Origin of the sequence: Photorhabdus sp. HUG-39, assembly GCF_963878365.1 — a bacterium.
GTDB classification, from domain to species: domain Bacteria; phylum Pseudomonadota; class Gammaproteobacteria; order Enterobacterales; family Enterobacteriaceae; genus Photorhabdus; species Photorhabdus kayaii.
The window spans coordinates 18,404-38,303 of sequence record NZ_CAWNWY010000038.1 but is presented as its reverse complement, the minus strand read 5'-3'; the positions used below and the strand labels follow the sequence as shown (position 1 = coordinate 38,303).

The following is a 19,900-nucleotide window of genomic DNA, read 5'->3' as shown; positions in this document are numbered from 1 at the left end:
CGTGTGATTATATTTTCCCCTAAGGTTTTTATTTGTGATTTATTTTTATGTCATTGATTTTTAATAAATTTATTTCATTTTTAATTAATGGTGATTGAATTTTTTTCATATGTTTTATTTTTCTGCTTATGTGGTTTTTTGTATTTTTTTATCCTTAATATATATTTTTGTTTCTGGTTGATTGTTATTTTTATTTATTATTTAACAAGGTTTGGAAATATTATCTTGATATTGTTTTTTTTTAATTTTATTGATAAGTGAAAGTATGTTTTTTCTATTTTTCATAGAATTACACTATTTTATTGATAAATTAAGCGAGTTTGAATGATTACTTAATGTTAGGATTATCATTGTGTTACATCAATTCAGGGTAGGTTATAAATGTAAATGAATTTTTCGATAGAAACACTTTATTACAAATTATTACTTATTGAAACATAAAATTTTAATTCGAATGAGGGAAATAAGAGACATCTCCTTTGCCTCTTGATTAATTGTATTCAAAGTTCAGTACAGAAGTTGCTTTCAGTTCCCCTGCTATGATGTTTTGGGGATCATAAACGTGGTAGTAGGCATTAAGGTCGATGGTAAAGTGTTTATCGATGACATTACCGGAGTTTTTGCTGAATAGTCGTGTTGCGCCGTGGGATGAGGATTGCGAAGCACTGAAAGTTATCGGCGTTGAATCACTTGTCTGAGAAACACGGATGCCAACACCTTTAGCGGCACCTGCTTTGCTGTCAATTAAAGTTCGATTGTCATTTGGTAGCAGATTATTACTGCTCAGGTAAGCTTTAACTGAGCGTGAAGTTTTACCGTTTTGGAGATATTTGCATTCAAAGTTAAGGGTAAAAGGTGTTTCTCCTTTATCTGTTCCGTTAAGCAATCTAATGCGGTTGACTTTTGGTAGATTCACTGTCAATCCCGCATTTAAGAAGTGACAAGTTGTATCTCTGTGATTAAAAATCATTGTGATGGGTTGATAATATATATCTTCAGAATGTGTCGGCCACTCCCAGGTAAGAATAAAGGTCAGGAAATCGGTAGCGAAACGGAGAATGGCATCAAGGAGTCCTAAGTTGGTGGTATCCATCGCAATTACAGCAGTTTTTAATGTTGCGGAATTGCCGGAAAAGACGTGAATATTACTACCACCGGGTCTGCCACTCAGTAGCTTTACATTAAGTGTAAATTGGGCTTGCAATTTGCTGGCAGGGTATGTGTCGTTACTGTTTCCCAGATTAATATTGTTGCTAGGAGAAAGATTCGTGATAGTTACTTCGGCATAATTTTTGCCACCATTGAATCCTAAAACAACTTTGTTTTTAGTAAAAGGCGAACCGTTAGCGACAGAGTTTTGTTTCCATAGTGAATTTCTTGTGCATGTAAAATAGCCAGAATATTGGGTGTTGAGTATCCAGGTTGCATTACTGTTCAGAGTGAGATGATCTGTCATATCAACTAGGATTGCCGGTGCCGGTATTGCATATTTGGGTTGGCAATCTGCATAGGCTATGCTACTGCTCAGACTGATTATGGCCGCCAGATACAATGGTTTAAGGTACAATGGTTTAAGATACAATGGCTTAAATTTCATTATTTTCTCCTTTAACGGCAAATATTGGCGGTTGAACCCATTTCAGGTTGTGGATTATTTATTATGCAGCTCTTTTCGCCTAGTTGACCGATGTGGACATAAATTTGCTGTGGTAATTTTTCTACACGTAGGAAAACCATACTACCCTGACCAACGTATCCTAAGCTGTTACCTTCTGAATCGACAATTTCAGTACCGAAAGGTAAAGGTTTACCATCAGCCTGAGCGGCGTAGAAGACAAAAGCCTTCCGCTGGTCTGTTTTAAATCCGATATGGGTAATCGCACCGGAATATGGCGCAACATCTCTGATGTTACCGATAAGTTCAGCCGCATCTTCTGGTACTTCACTGGTATCTAGCATGATGGCATTTTTACGATAAGGAGAAAGATAAGGTATCAGCAACTTACCGCTGTTGTTTGTCACCATGCTTTTATCACCATTCACAGAAGCGTTTGCTGTGCCCGGTGCGTCAATGATGGCGAAAGTTTCCCCAACTTGATTAGCAGCCAGAATTCCGCTTCGATAAGCAACTAAACTGCCGGTTGCGCCAAGCCCCATTTGGCGGTACTCCTTGGATTGGCTATAAGAACTACTCAATGTGGAAACGGATGTTTTATAGGTCAAATTTGCACTGGTTGTTGTCGAACCACTTTTCTGATCTGAAATGTTGAAGTGGTAATTTAAACGGTTGTTTGGGCCTGCGCTGCCGCTTAATCCTAAGTTACTGTTGTCATAGTGACTTTCATTGATTGAGACATTATTGGTCAAATAGGCAGGGTAGCCAAACAACTCAAAAGGAACAGACAGCATCAGATAGTAGCGCTGTTCCTCTTTACTTTCTGTTTCATTGATATTGTATCGGACACGGCTTGCTGTCAGGGAATAATTGATTTTTCCCAGACTGTTGGAATACCCCATTTGATATTCTCTACTTTTATTCTGGGTTCCCCAATAATCACGGAATGTTCCCGAAAGAAAAAGTGAACCTGCACGACTGCCAAGATTCTGGTTCAAATTGATATTAAAGGTATTTTTTTGATGAGAATAGTATTGTTGGTTATATCCGTTGCTTATCCAGTCATGCAGATCAAGCGCATCGATTAGGGTGAGATAATTTTTAGTTGAATAACGATAAGCCGCCAGCGAAAAATTTGTTTTTGTTTGTGGGATATAGCGGCTATAAGCTAATTTGTAGCTTTGGCCTTTCATGGTTGGGCTATTATCAAATTTGGCGCTGGACTGCGAAACGTCAATTGATACAGCGCCAATGGGTAGATTAAAGCCACTCCCTAACAGTAGTGAGTAATAATCTTTGCTGATAATGGTGCCTGTATAACCGGTCAGGACATTATTAAAACCATATTGGTAGCTGGCTTGAAAAAAGTTTGGTTTATAACGACTGTTGGCAATATGTGTTTTACCTGCACTGATATCATATTTGCCAAGACCTTCTTTCATCATATTAGGAACGGATGAAAAGGGGACGGTAAAACTGTTAGTACGTCCGTCTGCTTCCGTCACTTCAACTAGCAAATCACCACCTGAACCTGTTGGTAAAATAGCATCAATAGCAAACGGCCCGGGTGGTACATTACCTTGATAAATAACGATATTATTTTGGGTGATTTTTACCAGAGCGTTAGTCTGCGCAACTCCCCGGACGATAGGGGAAAACCCTTGCCAGGCATCTGGGTACATACGCATATCTGTTTTCAAATTGATACCTCGGAAGCGGAAAGAGTCGAATAAATCGCTTGATGTATAGCTATCACCAATGCGAAATTCTGAATTAATTGATGAAATTCCTCGTTGCAGATAACGGGTATTGTTACTCCATTTATCACCATTTGAATGTGTGTAGTGATAAGAGGATTGATCACGTAATTGCCAGCCAAATAGATTCAAACCGCTATTAAGTGACACGTAAGCATTATCTTCATTTTCACGGTTACGGTTTTGTTTATTCCTATTTTGGGTATGGTAATAGTTGGCATTGTAGGACAGCATAGCTCCGGGGATACCTCTGTCCCAGGACGCAGGATCGATATAGCCTTTTAGCTCGTTTTTGATATATGCTTGCGGGACGACCAGATGCAGGCTGAGTTTAGGAACATCGAGATTAGCGGTTCCTTCATGTATTATTTTAGTAAGAAGAATTTCATCTTTGGATAAATTTGATTCTGGTAATTGGTTTTTATCAATTTTTATACCTAACCTAGGAAGATCTTCATTGAGTAAGTAAATATCTTTGCCATCGTTCTGGATATTAATATCAAATCTTCCTTTCCAGTCATTATTCAGATATATGTCAATACCGTAACGGCCAGCGGGTAGCTCTGAAGTGGTATAAAATCGGGATAAATCCGCTTTCGCAGATTCACCAACCAGAAAATCAGTATTAAATGTTGTGGCATAGCATAAACAATCTGTATACAGAAGGGGACCTATTATCAGAGCTAACGGACTAATTTTTTGTCTTATCATGTTCTATGCTATGCCAGTAATATCACTATTGAAGTGGTAAAGTTAATTTATTTATAGCACCAAAATCATCAACAATAGCCAGAGTTAATTTATCTCCAACTTTTACTTTTTCATTGGTACTGAATGAATGAGAAGAGAACGGTTTTATAATTGTTCCTTCATTTAGTAAGTTAGGTTGAATGTCAGAAGATTTAAGGCCGACGATATTCATGAAATAGGGTGATGAATTCTCCAATTTTAGTTGGCTACCCTCACGTTTTAATCCAATATGTTGTTGGATCTGTTTCGGTAAGATAGAAAGCTTTTCTGGCCGATAGAAAAATTTGATCCGGGTACGAATAGCAATCTGCATAACGTTTTTATCGCCAATGTTTTCTGCTGTGGGTGGAATATCCAGAATATTTAAATAAAATAGCGATTCACGATCCGTGGGTAGATTGCTGTTGATGTATTTAATTCTTAATTGTTGCCCGTTATTGCCATCAATTTTGACGACTGGAGGGATGAGTAAAAAGGGGACTTTAGCTGTTTCAGGTGTTGAATTAGGATCGCCATCATCTATCCAGGATTGTACCAGAGAGGGTTGAGCCCCTGCATTTAATAATTGAACTGATACCTCTTTATTACTGGCTGGATAAATAACACGTGTTGTGTTAATAACGATGTTGGCATGAGCAGATAAAGTCGTTATCCCTAATAATATAGTTAAAAATAATTTTTTCATAACGTTATTTTTGCCAAATTAAATAAGCCTATTTATCTAAATAGGCTTTGTTTATTGTAGTATACCCGTCATCTTTCAAGTTGCCTCTTTGTTGGCTGCACTCACTCACCCCGGTCTCATAGTTATCTATGCTCCCGGGGATTCGCTCCCTTGCCGCCGCGATGCATCTTGAAATCCATAGGGTATATACCCGTCATCTTTCAAGTTACCTCTTTGTTGGCTGCACTCACTCACCCCGGTCACATAGTTATCTATGCTCCCGGGGATTCGCTCCCTTGCCGCCGCGATGCATCTTGAAATCCATAGGGTATAAATCATTATAAATAAGTAACGTGATAAGTAACCATCGTTACTACTTTACCTGGCTCAGCAGCATCAGTGCCTACTTTGTAGTATTTCGCATAGAAATCGACAATTTCAGGTGTTGTCTCTGAGCCTTTGATTCCTGTATCAAACGCTTTATTCAGCATAATAGGGTTATTTTCTTCGGTGTGTTTAACAATAGCGATACCTACGTTTTTCGGCTTACCATTTGCATTGAGTTCTTGGTTAACCAGGTACTTAGCATCGTTAGAAATAGTATGTGATGATGAGAACTGGATTTTCAACATAGAGGTTGCTGGATCAAAACCAACGGCTTTGGACTGGCAGTTAGAAAATTCTAGTGAAAATGCTTTCTTGCCATAATCAATTAAGCCTTCTTTTTGTCCGGCTTGAGTGACTGAGATAGGTTCCAATATAATCGACAGATTAGCTGAAGCACCACTGTTAATAGTACAAGTGGCATCAGTGACTGCGCCAGAGAAATGTAATATACCGCCAGCGGCTTCATTGGCTGCAACAGCAGAACCTGTAGCAAAAATAAGCGCGGCGGTGGTCGATAACGCTAGTTTATTCATTTTTCCTCTCCAGGAGTAGGGACATCTTAATTGACTTTATCAGGGGTGAAGATAGGGGCCCTGAATCCCCAAATACATCAGAAAAATTAAAAAACAATATGAGTGTTTATCTATTAAATTTATTTAATGTTGTAAATTTAAAATAAAAATCAATATATCATATAGTTGAAAATAGTTTAGTAACTTGAGTTTTGGTTGAATAAATCTAATTGTTGATAATGTAAGTTATTATTTTATCTACTTAGATAAAGCTGATATTGTTTATACATATTTATAACTTGGAAATGTATATTATAGACGATTAAACCTACTTAAGAAGGGATTTTTGTTATTTGAGTTAAATTAAGAGTGAAAGTCTAATTTTTCGATAAAAGTAAGTGCAATACACATATTAAGAGTATAATAAAGAATTATATCCTTATTTTTGTGATCTTTTTGAGATTTTGTTTCTTTTTTGGTTGTTGGGGTGGTTAATATTTTTATGATTTTTTGATTTGTTTTTTTAGATGTTATGTAATATTAATTATTTTATATCAGTTGTTTATTGATTTTTTATCTTTGTAAATATTTCAATACGATTTTTTATCCTGTGAAATAATGCCTTATTGATGTAGGCTTTCTCTTTATAGCTTAATTTAAGTATGGTCGGCATAGTTTGATTTTATTATGGATGATGTTGAGTTTATATTATGATGTAACATTATGGAAATAGTAAATTATAATTGATGATATTAAAATGGGATTATTGTTTGAGAAATAGTAATCTAAAATTTCCCATATATTTTAACTCATAATGTTATATACCCTACGGATTTCAAGATGCATCGCGACGGCAAGGGAGTGAATCCCCGGGAGCATAGCAAACTATGTGACCGGGGTGAGCGAGTGTAGCCAACAAAGAGGCAACTTGAAAGATAACGGGTATATTCATTGATTCATAGAAAATATATGCATCAATGATTCTCTTGCTGTTCTTTCGCTTTTTCTGCCAATTGTGGAAAATCAAGTGCAATCCAGTAGCTTTCTGGTACAGGAAGATCTTTCATCTGGCGACTAGGCCACAATTGTAATTCGGCCAATTCAGATAATCTGTAGCCAGTATATTGTTGTGGCAGGGTAAGCCTGAGTGGAACTTGTTGTTCTGTAGGCACCATATTAGGGGTACGATCGCTGTGAGTATGGAAATCACGTTGAAGTATTAAGTGCTTATCAGGTATACGGCGTTTGCTGTCCCACCAGATACCATCAACCTGTTCAAACATTTTCCGCGTTTCATCAGGGGATAAGGCTTCCAGTTCACGTAGCGCAGATGGCAGAATGGCTTGCATTGATAGGCGGTATTGTTTCATTGACGGTACTTGCCCTGCCAGTATCAACGAGAGGGAAAGACGAGCGCCTAATAGATTAGAGTAGAGATCTTCAGGAGAGAACGCAGATACTTTTTCAGAAAATCCCGGTACAGACTGATAACCGTACCATTGGGCGATTTCATGCCATGCAGCAAGTTCAAAAGCCAATTTTGCGGCTAGATAAGCAGTTAAGGTATAACGTTGTTCTATCGATGCTGGTGGTGTGAATTGATAGAATTGGATACGGCGTAATGCTAATTCGCTGCTGAGTTCTATTTGCCACTCTTCTCCAAGACGAGGCCAGATTTGACTGAACAGAAAAACCGCATTATCAGCGGTATCCCGTACATGGGAAATATCAATGAATCCGCCCCGGCGGGTATATATCATCCCCACTTTTTCATTACTGAGCCCTGTTAATGAAGCAACGGTACCAAAAAAACTGTTGTTATAATTATGTGCCCCAAGATTATCGGCATCCAGCACATTACTTATGTGGTAAAAAGGTACTGGAATGGTCAGTAATTCAGTTTTTAAATTGTAGCCAAAAGCACAGCAAGCTCTTAATCCTTCGGGAGAGGGAATCGGAGCAAGAACCGGCCATGCACGAGTGGCTTCGGCGGTTGTTTCACTATTTAAGTCAGGTTGTACTGGTACGATTGAAGAAAAAGTTCCCTGGCATCCTGCAACTAACGTTAAAGCAGTAATCCATAAACGCAATTTCAAAACGCCTCTCCCACCTGAAAATAAAATCCATTGCTTTTTTTACCGATACCAAAGTCCAGTCTGACATTCATTTTAGGTTTGAATTCAAAACGATAGCCAGCACCAACGGTGGGTAACCAGTTTTCTGAGCCAATATCTTTTGCATAATGGCTTAGGGTGCCCGCCCCTGCCCACAAGACAAATCCGTGCCGCCAGTCCAATTTGCGCCGATATTCCAATTGGGTGCTGATAACATTTTTGTCCCGGTATCTACCTTCATAATATCCGCGCATCCGATTACTATTACCTAGCATTGACAGCATATTCCAGGGTACTTGGCCGTCAGTGAAACGACCATAACTATCGAATGCCAGTACAGATTTTTCATCTAATTGATAATAGGTGCTGTATTGCATATCAACGGTATTAAACCGGCGATCACTGCCTAATGCCGGGGAAAAATGGGTATAGGTCATATCAAGAACGTATCCTTGATGAGCGTTAGGCAGAAAATCCCGTGTGTCGTAGCTGAAATAGGCACTGACGCCCGAACTCAATATGGACCGGCCATCGTTTTCTGCTGCAAAAAGTTTTTTAGCGCCGTTATCAGGGTCTTTAGCGTGTAATGATGAAAAATCCCAGCCGGCGCCTAAATAGGTAGAATCAGCAACTCGATAGAGCACTCTGGGTTGCAGGTGCAGTTCCTGTGAGTGATATTTTTCTTTGCGATCATCTACCTTACCTGCTTGATATCCCGTTCCCCAATAATAGGTGGGAACGTTGTTCAATGTACCGGAAAGGAAAAAACGCCATTGATCATCAGCAAAGAAATTGTAGTTATCAAATGTGAAGCCAAAGGCGCCTGTTGAAGAGGCAAATCCATTCAGGGAAAGAGAAGAGATTTGGCTGGTATGATCATTATCATCTGGCCGATAGAGACCAATGACAGCAACACCGAGACCAGCACCTAACTCTGGAGTATAGAAAGGGCCGGGTAAAATGCCCCAGTCAATCGCTTTACTGCTGTCATAGGTATTACTGCCACCTAATTTTTCTAGCCAGCCATCGATTTTTTCCCTGCTGAGTAGTGCTTCGCCATATGAGAAATTAGAAATAAAAAGGCTGACTAGAGCCAGCCCATGTAAAGTACAGCGGATATTCATTAAAAACGGAACTCACTTGAGATATAGACGCTGTTACGTTTGTTAAAGCCAACTTCAGTCAGCATATTGAAATTGCGTGTGACTTCCAGCCTTGCGCCGACGGTATTATTCCAGCGAGATGCAACATGCTGTTTTACTTTGAATTTCATATTCTCATAATCATCGAATGCACTTACCAATTTGTCAAACATGGGGGGTAAATCCAGATTACTAATATTGCCTTCAAATTCCTGAGTAATTTTCTGGTACATACCACCGGTCCATACTTGCAATTTGGTATTTCCTTGCCCTGGAATGATTGGCTGGAATACAAATTCATAACCAATTCGTGGAGTGACGACCAGAGCGCTAATTTTACCATCCAGAATATCCAGATTAGTGTAGGTATAGTTGGTATCAAGCGTACCGAAAAATTGATCGTAGCCCCCTGCCAGAGTAAAACCGCCACCATAGGTTTTACCTTTAAAATCTAGTGCGAAGGGAATATCTTTCATTTCCTGAATAGTCTGACCAAAAAAACTGATTCCCTCAATGTTGGTTTTCGATGAGCCTTTTGTCCAGCCATAAACGCCATAAACATTCAGAAAAGGCAGAACCCAAGTATCCAGCTTGAGCATATGTGATTCATTCTTTCCTCTGGTTTTTCCTGTGTTTATATCCAGTACATCTTCAAAGCCTGGGGTGTCCGGTATAATGATTTTAATATCATCTACAATGACATTCTGTCGCATATTCATATAACCGTAACTGGCGCCAAAAGGCTCCGGTAGGTCATAACCTTTAGCTCTGGCCTCGTCACCCCAAATTGGGAGTATCCGTGATTCTTGCTTATTTGGTTTTCTGGATAAACTGCCATCAGCAGTCGTTTGGCTTCCACCGGACTGGCTAACCGAGAGAGAAAGAATTGGGCGGTCATCTGCATAGCTATAAGGGATTGCCAGACAGAATGAAATAACAGCTAACTTGCTAATATCAGAAAATTCTATATCAAAAAATTTCATAATAGAAAGCTCGGTTTTGCGGGTAATAAGATTTAAGGTTGTTAGATATGTCCCATCGTAATATTCAAAGCGCAACAGACTCGGCAAACTATCATAAGTTTTATTGATAATAAGTATCATAAAGTGCTGAAAAGTATAATTTTACTGTTCATCTAATGAACTATTTTGTTTTTCTCAGGCAAAGATAAAAGGATCATGGTTATTACTCCACCTATTAACCCCCAGAATGCAGCACCTACGCCAAGTAACGTCACACCGGAAGCGGTGATCAAAAATGTGATTATTGCTGCGTCTCGTTGCTTTTCATTCTGTAGCGCTTGTAGCAGGCTGCCAGAAATTGTTCCAAGCAATGCTAATCCGGCAATAATATGAATAAGCGCCGCCGGTAGCGCGCTGAATAACATACTGATTGAACCACCGAACAGGCCCGCTATCAGGTAAAACACACCCGCTACGGCAGCGGCCATATAACGGCGATGTGGGTCAGCGTGGATTTCCGGGCTCATACAAATTGCGGCAGTAATGGCGGCAATACAGACGGAAAAACCACCAAAAGGTGATAAGATCAGTGAGATGAGCGCAGTCCAGCTTATCAGTGATGAAACAGAAACCGGATACCCTGCGGCTTTTAGTGTGGCAATGCCGGGTGCATTTTGAGATGCCATTGTAACGATAAAAAATGGGATACCGACACTCAATAACGAAGAGAATGTGAAACTGGGTGCAATAAATTCAGGGGCAACAAACGCGACTGTGGATTGTTGTTCAAAGTGAATATCTCCCTGTAAAGCGGCGATAATCAGCCCTGATAATAGTGTTAAGATGATGGCATAGCGGGATAAATATCTGCGTGCCAGAAGATAAGTCAAACACATTCCGGCAGTCAGTACGAAGTTGACTGAAAATGAGGAAAAGGCATCCAAACCAAAGCGTAACAGAATACCGGTCAGCATGGCTGCGGAAAGTGCCTGTGGAATATAGTTCATCAACCGGGCAAACAGGCCAGTAATACCGCACAGCAAGATCAGCGCTGAAGCAAAAATAAAGATACCAATGGCTTCGTTGATTGATGTTCCTGGTAGCGTTGTCACCAGTAGCGCGGCACCCGGTGTTGACCATGCGGTAAGGACAGGGGTGCGGTAATAAAGCGATAGCCCCAGGGAGCTGATGCCCATTCCAAGTCCTAGCATACTTAGCCAACCACCGATCTGCATGGGGGTGGCGCCCGCCGCTTCCGCAGCCTGAAAGATAATTGCCGCTGAACTGGTATATCCGACTAAAACAGCGACAAATCCGGCGATGATTGCCGGAAAAGAGAGGTCACTCAGAGAAATTGTATGGCGCATCGTGGTCTCCATTTAAATTATTTTGGTTAAAAGCATCTGAATTTGGCTATAATTTATTAACTATCAGCGTAAAACGGATTTATCGGTATCGTACAAACTTTGATGACGACAATATAACGGTAGAACCTGTCAGAGTTTCAAGTAATTTACGATGATCACAAAGGTAAGGATCGTAAAGGCAAAGATCATAACGACAAGTCAGTCATGATAAATTTCATTCGAAAAATTTGAAGCTAAAAATAACTATATTCTATAATTAATTCTTATAATTATACCCTAGGATTTCAAGATGGATCGCGACGGCAAGGGAGTGAATCCCCGGGAGCATAGGTAACTATGTGACCGGGGTGAGCGAGTGCAGCCAACAAAGAGGCAACTTGAAAGATGACGGGTATATATGGAGCCTGCTAAATGGAAAACTATGTTCGCCCTGTTTTAACGTTACCGGATAATGCGGAACGATTATTATTACACTCTTGTTGTGCTCCTTGTTCTGGTGAAGTGATGGAAGCGCTACGTGCCTCTGGAATTGATTACACCGTCTTTTTCTATAATCCAAATATTCATCCCAAACGGGAATATTTAATTCGCAAAGAAGAGAACATTCGTTTTGCGGAGCAACACAATGTGCCATTTGTGGATGCGGATTATGACAGCGATAACTGGTTTGAACGTGCTAAAGGCATGGAATTGGAGCCAGAAAGAGGTGTTCGCTGCACCATGTGCTTTGATATGCGTTTTGAGCGTACGGCTTTGTATGCTTATGAAAATAATTTCAGCGTTATTTCAAGCTCGTTGGGCATTTCCCGCTGGAAAAACATGCAGCAGATAAATGATTGTGGAAAACGAGCGGCAAGTCAGTATCCGGGGATTCAATACTGGGATTACAACTGGCGTAAACAAGGTGGTTCAGCTCGGATGATTGAAATTAGTAAACAGGAAAGATTTTATCAGCAGGAATATTGTGGTTGTATCTATTCATTGCGTGACACGAATAAACACCGTAAATCTCAGGGACGGGATATCATCAGGATTGGTGTTAAATATTATGGTGATGAAGATACTGAAGGGGCTTGTTAAGCTTTTCACGATAGCCTGTTGAGGGGGGGATTTCCCCCCTGAATTTACAGTTATGATACGACTAAACTTGTGTCATAACGATTGCGGACATAATTGCGGACATAATTGCGGACATAAATAGTAGTTTTAGGCCGGAAAACTCAGTGAGCCTTCTTCTTGGCTTCTTTGCTTTTTGCCTTCTGGTGTGAGCGTTGTTTGGGGGCGGTTTTGCCAGATTTCTTCTCTGCTTTGGTATTTTCCATATGGGAAGACGTCGCCTTGGTATTCGAAGATTGGGGGGCGGGTGTGCTAGGTGCAGCCAATACCGCGCCAGAGAATAACAGTGATAATACAGTTATAGATAAGCCTAAACGTGTCATGATAATTTTCCTGTGTTTTAACTTTGTTTCACTTGCTGGAATACATTTTGCGCGACTCAGTAAGCTACTTGCTATTCCAGATTTGTTTTAACGCACAGTGAGTATACGGGCCTGATCATTAATTCAGCAATTTAAGATAATGCTTTTTTATAGTTTTTTATAATTCGTTGAAGAATCGTTGAAGTTTTTGGGCATAATTTGCCTGATAACAGAGGGCGTTTATTTAAAGCGGTGGGTTTTCTATTGACATGTATACTCTGGTGTTCGTATTCACTGTTCATTCATAGGCAGGTTTGCACAAGCGGTAATTAATTAACATAGGTATAATCTAGAGGAATTATCACATATACCCTATTGTTTTTTATTTAGATAGATTAGAGAGAAATATTATTACAACTAATTTCTATCTCTTTTGTGGACAATGGTGAAAACTATACTATTATGAAATTGGTGCATTGAAATAATTAATGCTGATATATACCCTATGGATTTCAAGATGAATCGCGACGGCAAGGGAGTGCAGCCAACAAAGAGGCAACTTGAAAGATAACGGATATAACAGTTCAGTAACTACATCACAGTCTATAATAACAGACTGAGCATATTAACGCTCTATTAGGGAAAAACTTATACCGTTCATGATGAAAAGGCAATGAGGCGTCATGATAACTCATTGGCTGTAATCGGAAAAGTAATGTTAACCAAGTGGAGATAGATATATGTCTAAATACAAATTAAACCGATATTTATTAGCGAGTTCTATATTATGTTTTTTCACATCAGGAAATGTTATTGCCGCCAACCCTAAAATATCTGCATATTATCTGAGTGGGCCTGCTGCACAGGTGGATACTCAAGAATATTATGCCAGCCTTGATAATTTTAAAAAATTAAGTAGAGATATCTCTAAGAACAAGAGTAACTTTAATACGTTGGTATTGTCTTTCGTCCAGCCTGGTTTTGTTAATTATGAAAAAAATAGCCTGAAATGTTCAGGATTGTTTGGTTATACCTGTACTTCTGGTCAAAGTATTAGCATCAAAGAAGCTGAAAATGCCAGGGCTGATTTTGTGGCATTAAAAAGAGTTATTGCTGATTTAAAATCTCATGGAGTGAGTACTTATATTGCTATAGGTGGATGGAATTTTAGTTGTTATCCGAAAATTTATGATATAACTGCTGGCAAAAAAAATGCTTGTGGTAATGAACCCGGTGCAGTTTATGATATTTTTCCCAATCCACTGACTAAAGTTCCTCGATTTGACAGTACTATTACGGGTAAAGCCGCAGATAAGGCATATAGAAATATTGTTAATTTGGCGGCTGATTTAGGTGTAGCCGGGATTGATGTGGATTATGAAGAGTTTTGGCACGCTGATATTAATGCAAAAAGCTGGAAATTAACACCTGACTCAATCAAGGTTCCCTCTAATAACAGTGAGAATCTTATTACATCAACTTTAATAGCAAAGGGATTAGGCGGTTATGTTTATGATGCATCAATGAATATTGTTCCTGGTGCAGAAAAAATTCCCCGCGCAATGCCTGCAACCGTGGATAAATTCGCCGCTATTTTAAAGTCTTTTTACACTTCGATTAATGCAGTTAAGCCATCACTTAAGCTAAGTACCGCAGGTCCTGCAACGGGAGGTATCCCGAATATGTCCGCTAACTGGGGAACCAATGCGAGGAATAGTGATATTTATGGTGGTGCCTGGTGGGGAGGAAATCTCTATGGTTTGATTTATAATACCGCTCTGAGTTATCCCAATCTGATCAACCGACTCAGCTATATTGGTGTAATGACCTATGATTTAAGTGAAACAGATTGTGGAGTTATCGGCGGGGGTGAAACATATATTCCTTGTGACCTTCCTGGACAGGTTAAGTATTATTATGGTCAATATATTAATTGGCTTAAATCGGGCAATGAAGTTGTTACCTTTCATATCAAACTGAAAGGGGCACGTAATTACGCTCAGGCATCAGTTCAACCGCAAAAATTATTGGTTTTGCCGCCGATTACCGTTGGATTTGAAGTTGGTAGACCCGCAACCGGTAATTTACCGCTGACGAAGAGCGCTCTTAACAGCATATTAGATGGTACGATCAAATATGGTAAAACGGGTCTGATAATGTGGGATCTATTTAAGAATGAACGTTATGACGGTAGTAACTGGAAAGATGAGTGGGCAACACCTAATGATGTTTTGTCTACAGCTTGCAAAAAAATAGGGCTGACAGGAGAGCATTATAATTGTGATAGTTCTGTCCCGACACCTGATCCTGTTCCGGCTTTTATTAAGAAATAACATTGACGTTGATATTTCATTTTTAATTCTGCAAGTATATACCCTATGGATTGCAAGATGCATCGCGACGGCAAGGGAACGAATCCCCGGGAGCATAGATAACTATGTGACCGGGGTGAGTGAGTGCAGCCAACAAAGAGGCAACTTGAAAGATGACGGGTATATATGTGGGTTTCCTTTAAAGGTGATTTGCATTATCAAAACGGTGGAACTTATCGGAAATGCTAAATTTTCAAAGTTGATAGATACTGCCCCGCAATATACCGCGGGGCAACAGATAAAAATAGGTAAAACTATGGGGTTCTTGATGCGGTATCGTTTTCATCCTCACTGACGATAAACCACGGAGTGTACTGTTTTTCTCGCAAATATTTCTTAGCGGTGATGACCTTGTATTCCCGTCCCAGTGGATCATAAAGGTGGGTATCGGCAAACAGGTCATCTCGTGCGCTGTCATCACTAACGTAGCGCCAGTTATTCAGAAAATAGGGTTGATAAGTACGTACCGGTTGGCCTTTATCGTCATATTCTGTGCGACCGGAAACGGCCCATCGGGTATCTGTAGCGGCACTGACCAGAGCGCCATTTGCATCCACAACTAGCCCACCGTCCTCTTTACGTTGCCAGGCATCACCGGGCTCATGACGGACTGAACTCTGGAGTAACCGGCCAAAACCGTCACTAAAACTCACGGTCTGTTGGTGCTGTTGTTGCGGATCGTTATCGTAGCGATCAGTGGTGATCCCCAGTACATGTGGAGGTAAACGGGGAATACTTGCCAATAGCGAGATGAGTTGAATCGTGAGGTTCTGCTGGCCTATTCCCCGTTTCCCGCCTAGCGCGCACACTTTCCCATCTTCGGTAACCATATGAGCGGCACGCAGTTGCGCCCATAGCGCTTCTGCCTCTTCTGGTGACTGAGAAAGCTGAGACAAAGATAACAACGGCATCCAGCTATCAACGGCATAGACTAAACATTGGGCAACGGGGAGTACTCCTGTTAACGCTAGCGCTTTATCTACGGAATCCGGTGGTGTAAAGGGCTGATTAGAATAGCCTGTGGCTTGTCCTGCCTCCGTACCCCAGAACCGGCTGGTGGTCACGCGACCTAGCGCGTCCAGTGTCACAATATGTTGATTATCATTAATATCTGTCAGTTGTACCGGCGTAAGGAAACGATAATCGTAACGGGCTTGCGTCGTTAATCCAGCGGCATCCTGAGTCTGAATTATTACGCAATGATGGGTATCCCAGGTCAGAGTGGTTTTCCCTGTCAGTAACGAGTTACGCTGAGTCTGAGGCCGCCAGAACTGGGTGGCATCACCGTAATCGGTATAGCCTTGCCGTGCCACCCATACTGGGCTTTCTGATCCGGTATTAAATAACCGCGCGACTTGCTGATAACCGGCCTGTGTCAGTGTGGTATTCAACCCCTGTTCTTCAATCACCCCTTCATACGCCTGTAATGAGGTATCGTCCATCATGGCGGTTTCTTGAAACGCTACCAGCGCCTGTAACGTGGGCTTTTCTAGTGTGACTTCCGATTGACCGGCGGTGTAAAACGTCTGTTGTTGCCCCAGATAAACGGCTGCTTTTTCATCTGCTAGCAGGCCATCGGCTTTCAGCAAGACTTCAAGAGAGATCCCTTCGGCCGGAATTTTGGTCCGGTCATAAGTATAAACATCACGGCGTTGTGCATTTGGTAAACCTAATCGCCAGTTTTCTCCATCAGTCAGGTGATGCCAGCTATTTTTTTGCCTCACCAGACGTAATTGTTGTTGCTGATCATCATAGCTACTGTCGAATAGTGTTTCCGGCAGGGTTGGCGGGTAGGGGTTTTCTGCCGGTTTTTCGCGGCGCGGCCAGGCAATATCGACACTTTGCAGTGATTGACCAAAGATATCGTGTTGCAGCCAGATACTTTGGCTGAGCTGTGGATCACTGATGATACGTTCATAGTGGTAGCTGCGATTTTCAATGGTGGTAACCCAGGCAGATAATTCGGTTTCTTTCTCTACGGGAATAGAGCGTACCTGATAGCGTGATTCACTGACGGTATAAGGCACCGTTTGATTATCCGTTCCGTCCAGACCGTAGAGCTCGGTGCGTAGCAGTTGGCCTTTAAGTGCCCGCGTTAGCCAGTTACGTTGTGTCTCATTGGGGGTGAATGCTTGGTCTGTCTGGTTAGCGTTATCCCAGACGGTATAACGGGTTTCAAATCCGCTATAAGCCTGAGTATCTGCCTGCCAATATTCTGTGGCTAATTGGCTGTCTACGTCATCTATCCCGGTGGCAAACCAGCTAATGCTCAATGACGGTGCCGCCTGTTCGGGGGCGGTGCCGTGAGAAAATGTTGTGGTATCTGTCTGTTTGACGCAACCAAATCCTCTGAATTCCCGCTCTTTACCATCCCAAACACCGTGGCTGTAGCTGACTGCACTCGTGAGCCGGTTACCGCTGATTTCATCCTGAATTTCGGTATGCCACAGCAGATGCATTGGAAACGGCAGGTAACAAGCTGGAGATTTGCCTGCTTTGGTGAGTTGTAATTTCTCATCCAACCAGAATTGCGCGGAGCTACGATAATGTAGAGTGTGATGTGCACCCCGGTTATTGTTCATCACATTTAGCAACCAAGGTTTGGTTAGCGACAAATCGCAACGCCAGTGATGTGGTGCCATATGTGGCACTGTCAGGATCAGACTGGCTATCCCTAGCCCTTGAATATCAGCGACTTGGAGTTGGCAAGTATTGTCAAATTGTACGCCTTCTGGCAAAGCTAACGTCAGCGGGGCATCAAATTGATTACCACTTTGGTTGAGATAAATGAGCAAAGAGCCGGATTGCGCATAGATAATGTCAGTGGTGCCGGAGCCGTCGATATCCGCCAAAAACAGCCGTTCGGGATTGAAGCTAGTTTCGGGCTGGTTAAATCCTGGCAGGGTCAGTGGTTGACCGAAACGGCCATGTCCCAGATTAGGCCAACAAGTGACGCGATTAGCCCTGATTTCCACTAGGTGCTGTTGACCGGAACCGAGCATATCGCTGAAAGCCACCAGTTTGCGGGCGTCGGTTCCAGTAACTGGCAGAGTGATACCTGTGGATTGGGGGACATCTTGTCCTTTACGCCAGCCGTTTCGCTGGTTGGCGTACAGACGCACGCTTTTCGGCCCGATCAACACTAAATCGGATAAGCCTGCCCCGGTAAGGTCAGCGAACTGGATGCTTGGGTGAAAATATTCTACTGGCAAGGCATTGATTGGCGTAAAGTGCGTCCATTTTCCATCGGGTTGCTGGCTATGGTATCCGCGAATACCGGAGGCGGTGATTACCCAATCCAGTTGGCCGTCTCCGTTGATATCCATCAATGAGGCATTATCCTGCAAACTGGGTAGGGTAGGCAGTGGGGCGATTTTGTCGTAAGTGACGGCATTACTATCCCCGTCTTCCTGACGTTGCGGCGCTTTATACCACCAAGCACCGCGATCTTGGTACAGCATACCCGGCAACCCTTCTCCTCGCAGATCAACCAATTGATAACGTTGCTGCGAGTTAAAATTATCTAGTGCATCAAAACGTTGCCATGTTGGCATCTTCTCTAGGTTGAACCGCTGCCAGGCCAACTCTAATGGTGGCAGAGTGATTGGGCTGCCATCCGGTTCGTGACTCAATTGGCGGGCGGCAATCAATGTGGTGACGCTGGCATTTCTATCGTAATCCAGTATTAAGCGTCCAACCAGTTCCGGGGCGTCACTGGTACCGGCTTCTCCGGCCATGAGCGCGGTACGGTGAAACATCAGTACTTGTTGGCATAAGCGGCGAGTACGTACTTCAAAACCGTATTCATAGCGAGAGAAGATATCCTGGCGTACAGGCCATTGTGCTGTACCTGCATCCCATTTCGGCACGGTATGAAGTGACGTATCGCGTTCACCGTGGTCAAAGACCAGATGAAACAGCCACTCTTCCGGTGTCGGAGGTGTGTTATCCAGTACGAACAGGCTGGTTTGCGGTTTGATGTTACCGTAGTTCACCTGTACCAGATAGCGCTGTGCGGTAGCATTGGGGTGAGCGGTTTTTTCATTGTCGTCACAATGGGTTTCATCTTCGGCTCGGTATTGATAACTGACATGTTCACCGGTTGGTGTCACGGTTTCTTCCAGCAACCACTGGGCGATTTGTTGATCATTTTGCGGATTTGCCAGACAAGCCTGTGCGGTTTTCCCTAAGATGTGCAGTTGGCCGTCCGGTGACGATATCAGCCAGAAAGCGCGTCCTTCTTGACCGGAGGCCGGTTGCCAGTATTCGATTCTGCTGAAATCCACGATCTGGCGGGCTTGATAGCGGGTCACGGTATAGGAGATTGGCAAGGTCACGCCTTGCAGCGTCTTAACGTCTTGACGGATTGGTTGCCCTTGGTTATTTAGGGCAATATTCATGACTTCGCCTTGTGGAGATAAGAACGTGTCGTCATTACCGTATTGTGGAATGCCATGTTGGGTGCGTCGGCTAATAGTCATGACGCCACATTGCCAGCCGATACCGAAAGGCCCGTTACCTGCACTACTGCTGTAAAGCAGCGATAATCCAGGCGCAGTCCCTCTGCCAGTCGAAAGGGGCAACGGCAGAGATAGAGTGGCCATTCCATCAGGGCCGGCAGCACTTAGCGCTTCTCCCATGCCATTGATAGCTCCGCCACCTTTGGGAAGTGACAGCGTTGTAATCGATACTTCTGGTGAATCCTGCATAAAAGTACTCCTTAATAACAGGCCCCTAATAGGGAGGGACCTGTGATCGACAAAGAAAAAAAATTTATGCGTCTCGAATGATGTAATTCAGATGCACAATGATGTCACTCAGATTGGCAACTAGCCCACGT

14 protein-coding genes are annotated in these 19,900 nt (G+C 42.2%); 3 read left to right on the top strand and 11 right to left on the bottom strand.

Annotated elements, in window-relative coordinates:
• Positions 1–490: 490 nt before the first annotated feature.
• The 9 genes from AAC155_RS20050 to AAC155_RS20010 form a co-directional block, all read right to left on the bottom strand.
• Complete coding sequence (locus tag AAC155_RS20050) at positions 491–1,597, bottom strand: fimbrial protein (RefSeq protein ID WP_229015779.1); 1,107 nt, start codon at positions 1,595–1,597, stop codon at positions 491–493.
• An 11-nt stretch (positions 1,598–1,608) separates the two neighbouring features.
• Positions 1,609–4,083, bottom strand: a complete 2,475-nt coding sequence (locus AAC155_RS20045) for a fimbria/pilus outer membrane usher protein (RefSeq protein ID WP_113043874.1) — start codon at positions 4,081–4,083, stop codon at positions 1,609–1,611.
• Between the two features lie 25 nt (positions 4,084–4,108).
• A complete protein-coding gene (locus AAC155_RS20040) occupies positions 4,109–4,807 on the bottom strand; it encodes a fimbrial biogenesis chaperone (RefSeq protein WP_113043873.1) in 699 nt (232 codons plus the stop codon).
• 126 nt (positions 4,808–4,933) lie between these two features.
• Positions 4,934–5,125, bottom strand: coding sequence for a hypothetical protein (locus AAC155_RS20035; RefSeq protein WP_229015780.1), 192 nt, complete (start codon positions 5,123–5,125; stop codon positions 4,934–4,936).
• Positions 5,125–5,706, bottom strand: a complete 582-nt coding sequence (locus AAC155_RS20030) for a fimbrial protein (protein ID WP_113043872.1) — start codon at positions 5,704–5,706, stop codon at positions 5,125–5,127. The genes AAC155_RS20035 and AAC155_RS20030 overlap by 1 nt, the downstream gene beginning before the upstream one ends.
• Positions 5,707–6,659: 953 nt before the next feature.
• Positions 6,660–7,781, bottom strand: a complete 1,122-nt coding sequence (locus AAC155_RS20025) for a DUF4056 domain-containing protein (protein ID WP_113043871.1) — start codon at positions 7,779–7,781, stop codon at positions 6,660–6,662.
• Positions 7,778–8,923 carry a BamA/TamA family outer membrane protein gene (locus AAC155_RS20020; RefSeq protein WP_113043870.1) on the bottom strand — a complete coding sequence of 382 codons (1,146 nt, stop codon included), beginning with the start codon at positions 8,921–8,923 and terminating at the stop codon, positions 7,778–7,780. The genes AAC155_RS20025 and AAC155_RS20020 overlap by 4 nt, the downstream gene beginning before the upstream one ends.
• On the bottom strand, positions 8,923–9,924 hold the full coding sequence (locus AAC155_RS20015; RefSeq protein ID WP_113043882.1) for a hypothetical protein: 1,002 nt from the start codon (positions 9,922–9,924) through the stop codon (positions 8,923–8,925). Before AAC155_RS20015 ends, AAC155_RS20020 begins: the two co-directional genes overlap by 1 nt.
• A 152-nt stretch (positions 9,925–10,076) precedes the next feature.
• Positions 10,077–11,270 carry a benzoate/H(+) symporter BenE family transporter gene (locus AAC155_RS20010; protein ID WP_113043869.1) on the bottom strand — a complete coding sequence of 398 codons (1,194 nt, stop codon included), beginning with the start codon at positions 11,268–11,270 and terminating at the stop codon, positions 10,077–10,079.
• 411 nt (positions 11,271–11,681) lie between these two features.
• Between AAC155_RS20010 and AAC155_RS20005 the strand changes: the two genes are divergently transcribed.
• Positions 11,682–12,350, top strand: a complete 669-nt coding sequence (locus AAC155_RS20005) for an epoxyqueuosine reductase QueH (RefSeq protein WP_113043868.1) — start codon at positions 11,682–11,684, stop codon at positions 12,348–12,350.
• 140 nt (positions 12,351–12,490) lie between these two features.
• Here the strand turns inward: AAC155_RS20005 and AAC155_RS20000 are convergent, their stop codons facing one another.
• Positions 12,491–12,709: a hypothetical protein gene (locus AAC155_RS20000; protein WP_113043867.1), complete on the bottom strand. Its 219-nt coding sequence runs from the start codon at positions 12,707–12,709 to the stop codon at positions 12,491–12,493.
• Positions 12,710–13,428: 719 nt separating this feature from the next.
• On the opposite strand from AAC155_RS20000, the gene AAC155_RS19995 reads away from it, so the two are divergent.
• Both AAC155_RS19995 and AAC155_RS19990 read left to right on the top strand, forming a co-directional pair.
• Positions 13,429–15,021 carry a toxin gene (locus tag AAC155_RS19995; protein WP_113043866.1) on the top strand — a complete coding sequence of 531 codons (1,593 nt, stop codon included), beginning with the start codon at positions 13,429–13,431 and terminating at the stop codon, positions 15,019–15,021.
• Positions 14,969–15,355, top strand: a complete 387-nt coding sequence (locus AAC155_RS19990) for a hypothetical protein (RefSeq protein WP_146748128.1) — start codon at positions 14,969–14,971, stop codon at positions 15,353–15,355. Before AAC155_RS19995 ends, AAC155_RS19990 begins: the two co-directional genes overlap by 53 nt.
• On the opposite strand, the gene tcaC is transcribed toward AAC155_RS19990, so the two are convergent.
• Positions 15,315–19,769, bottom strand: coding sequence for an insecticidal toxin complex protein TcaC (gene tcaC / locus AAC155_RS19985; RefSeq protein WP_113043865.1), 4,455 nt, complete (start codon positions 19,767–19,769; stop codon positions 15,315–15,317). The genes AAC155_RS19990 and tcaC overlap by 41 nt on opposite strands.
• Positions 19,770–19,900 lie beyond the last annotated feature (131 nt).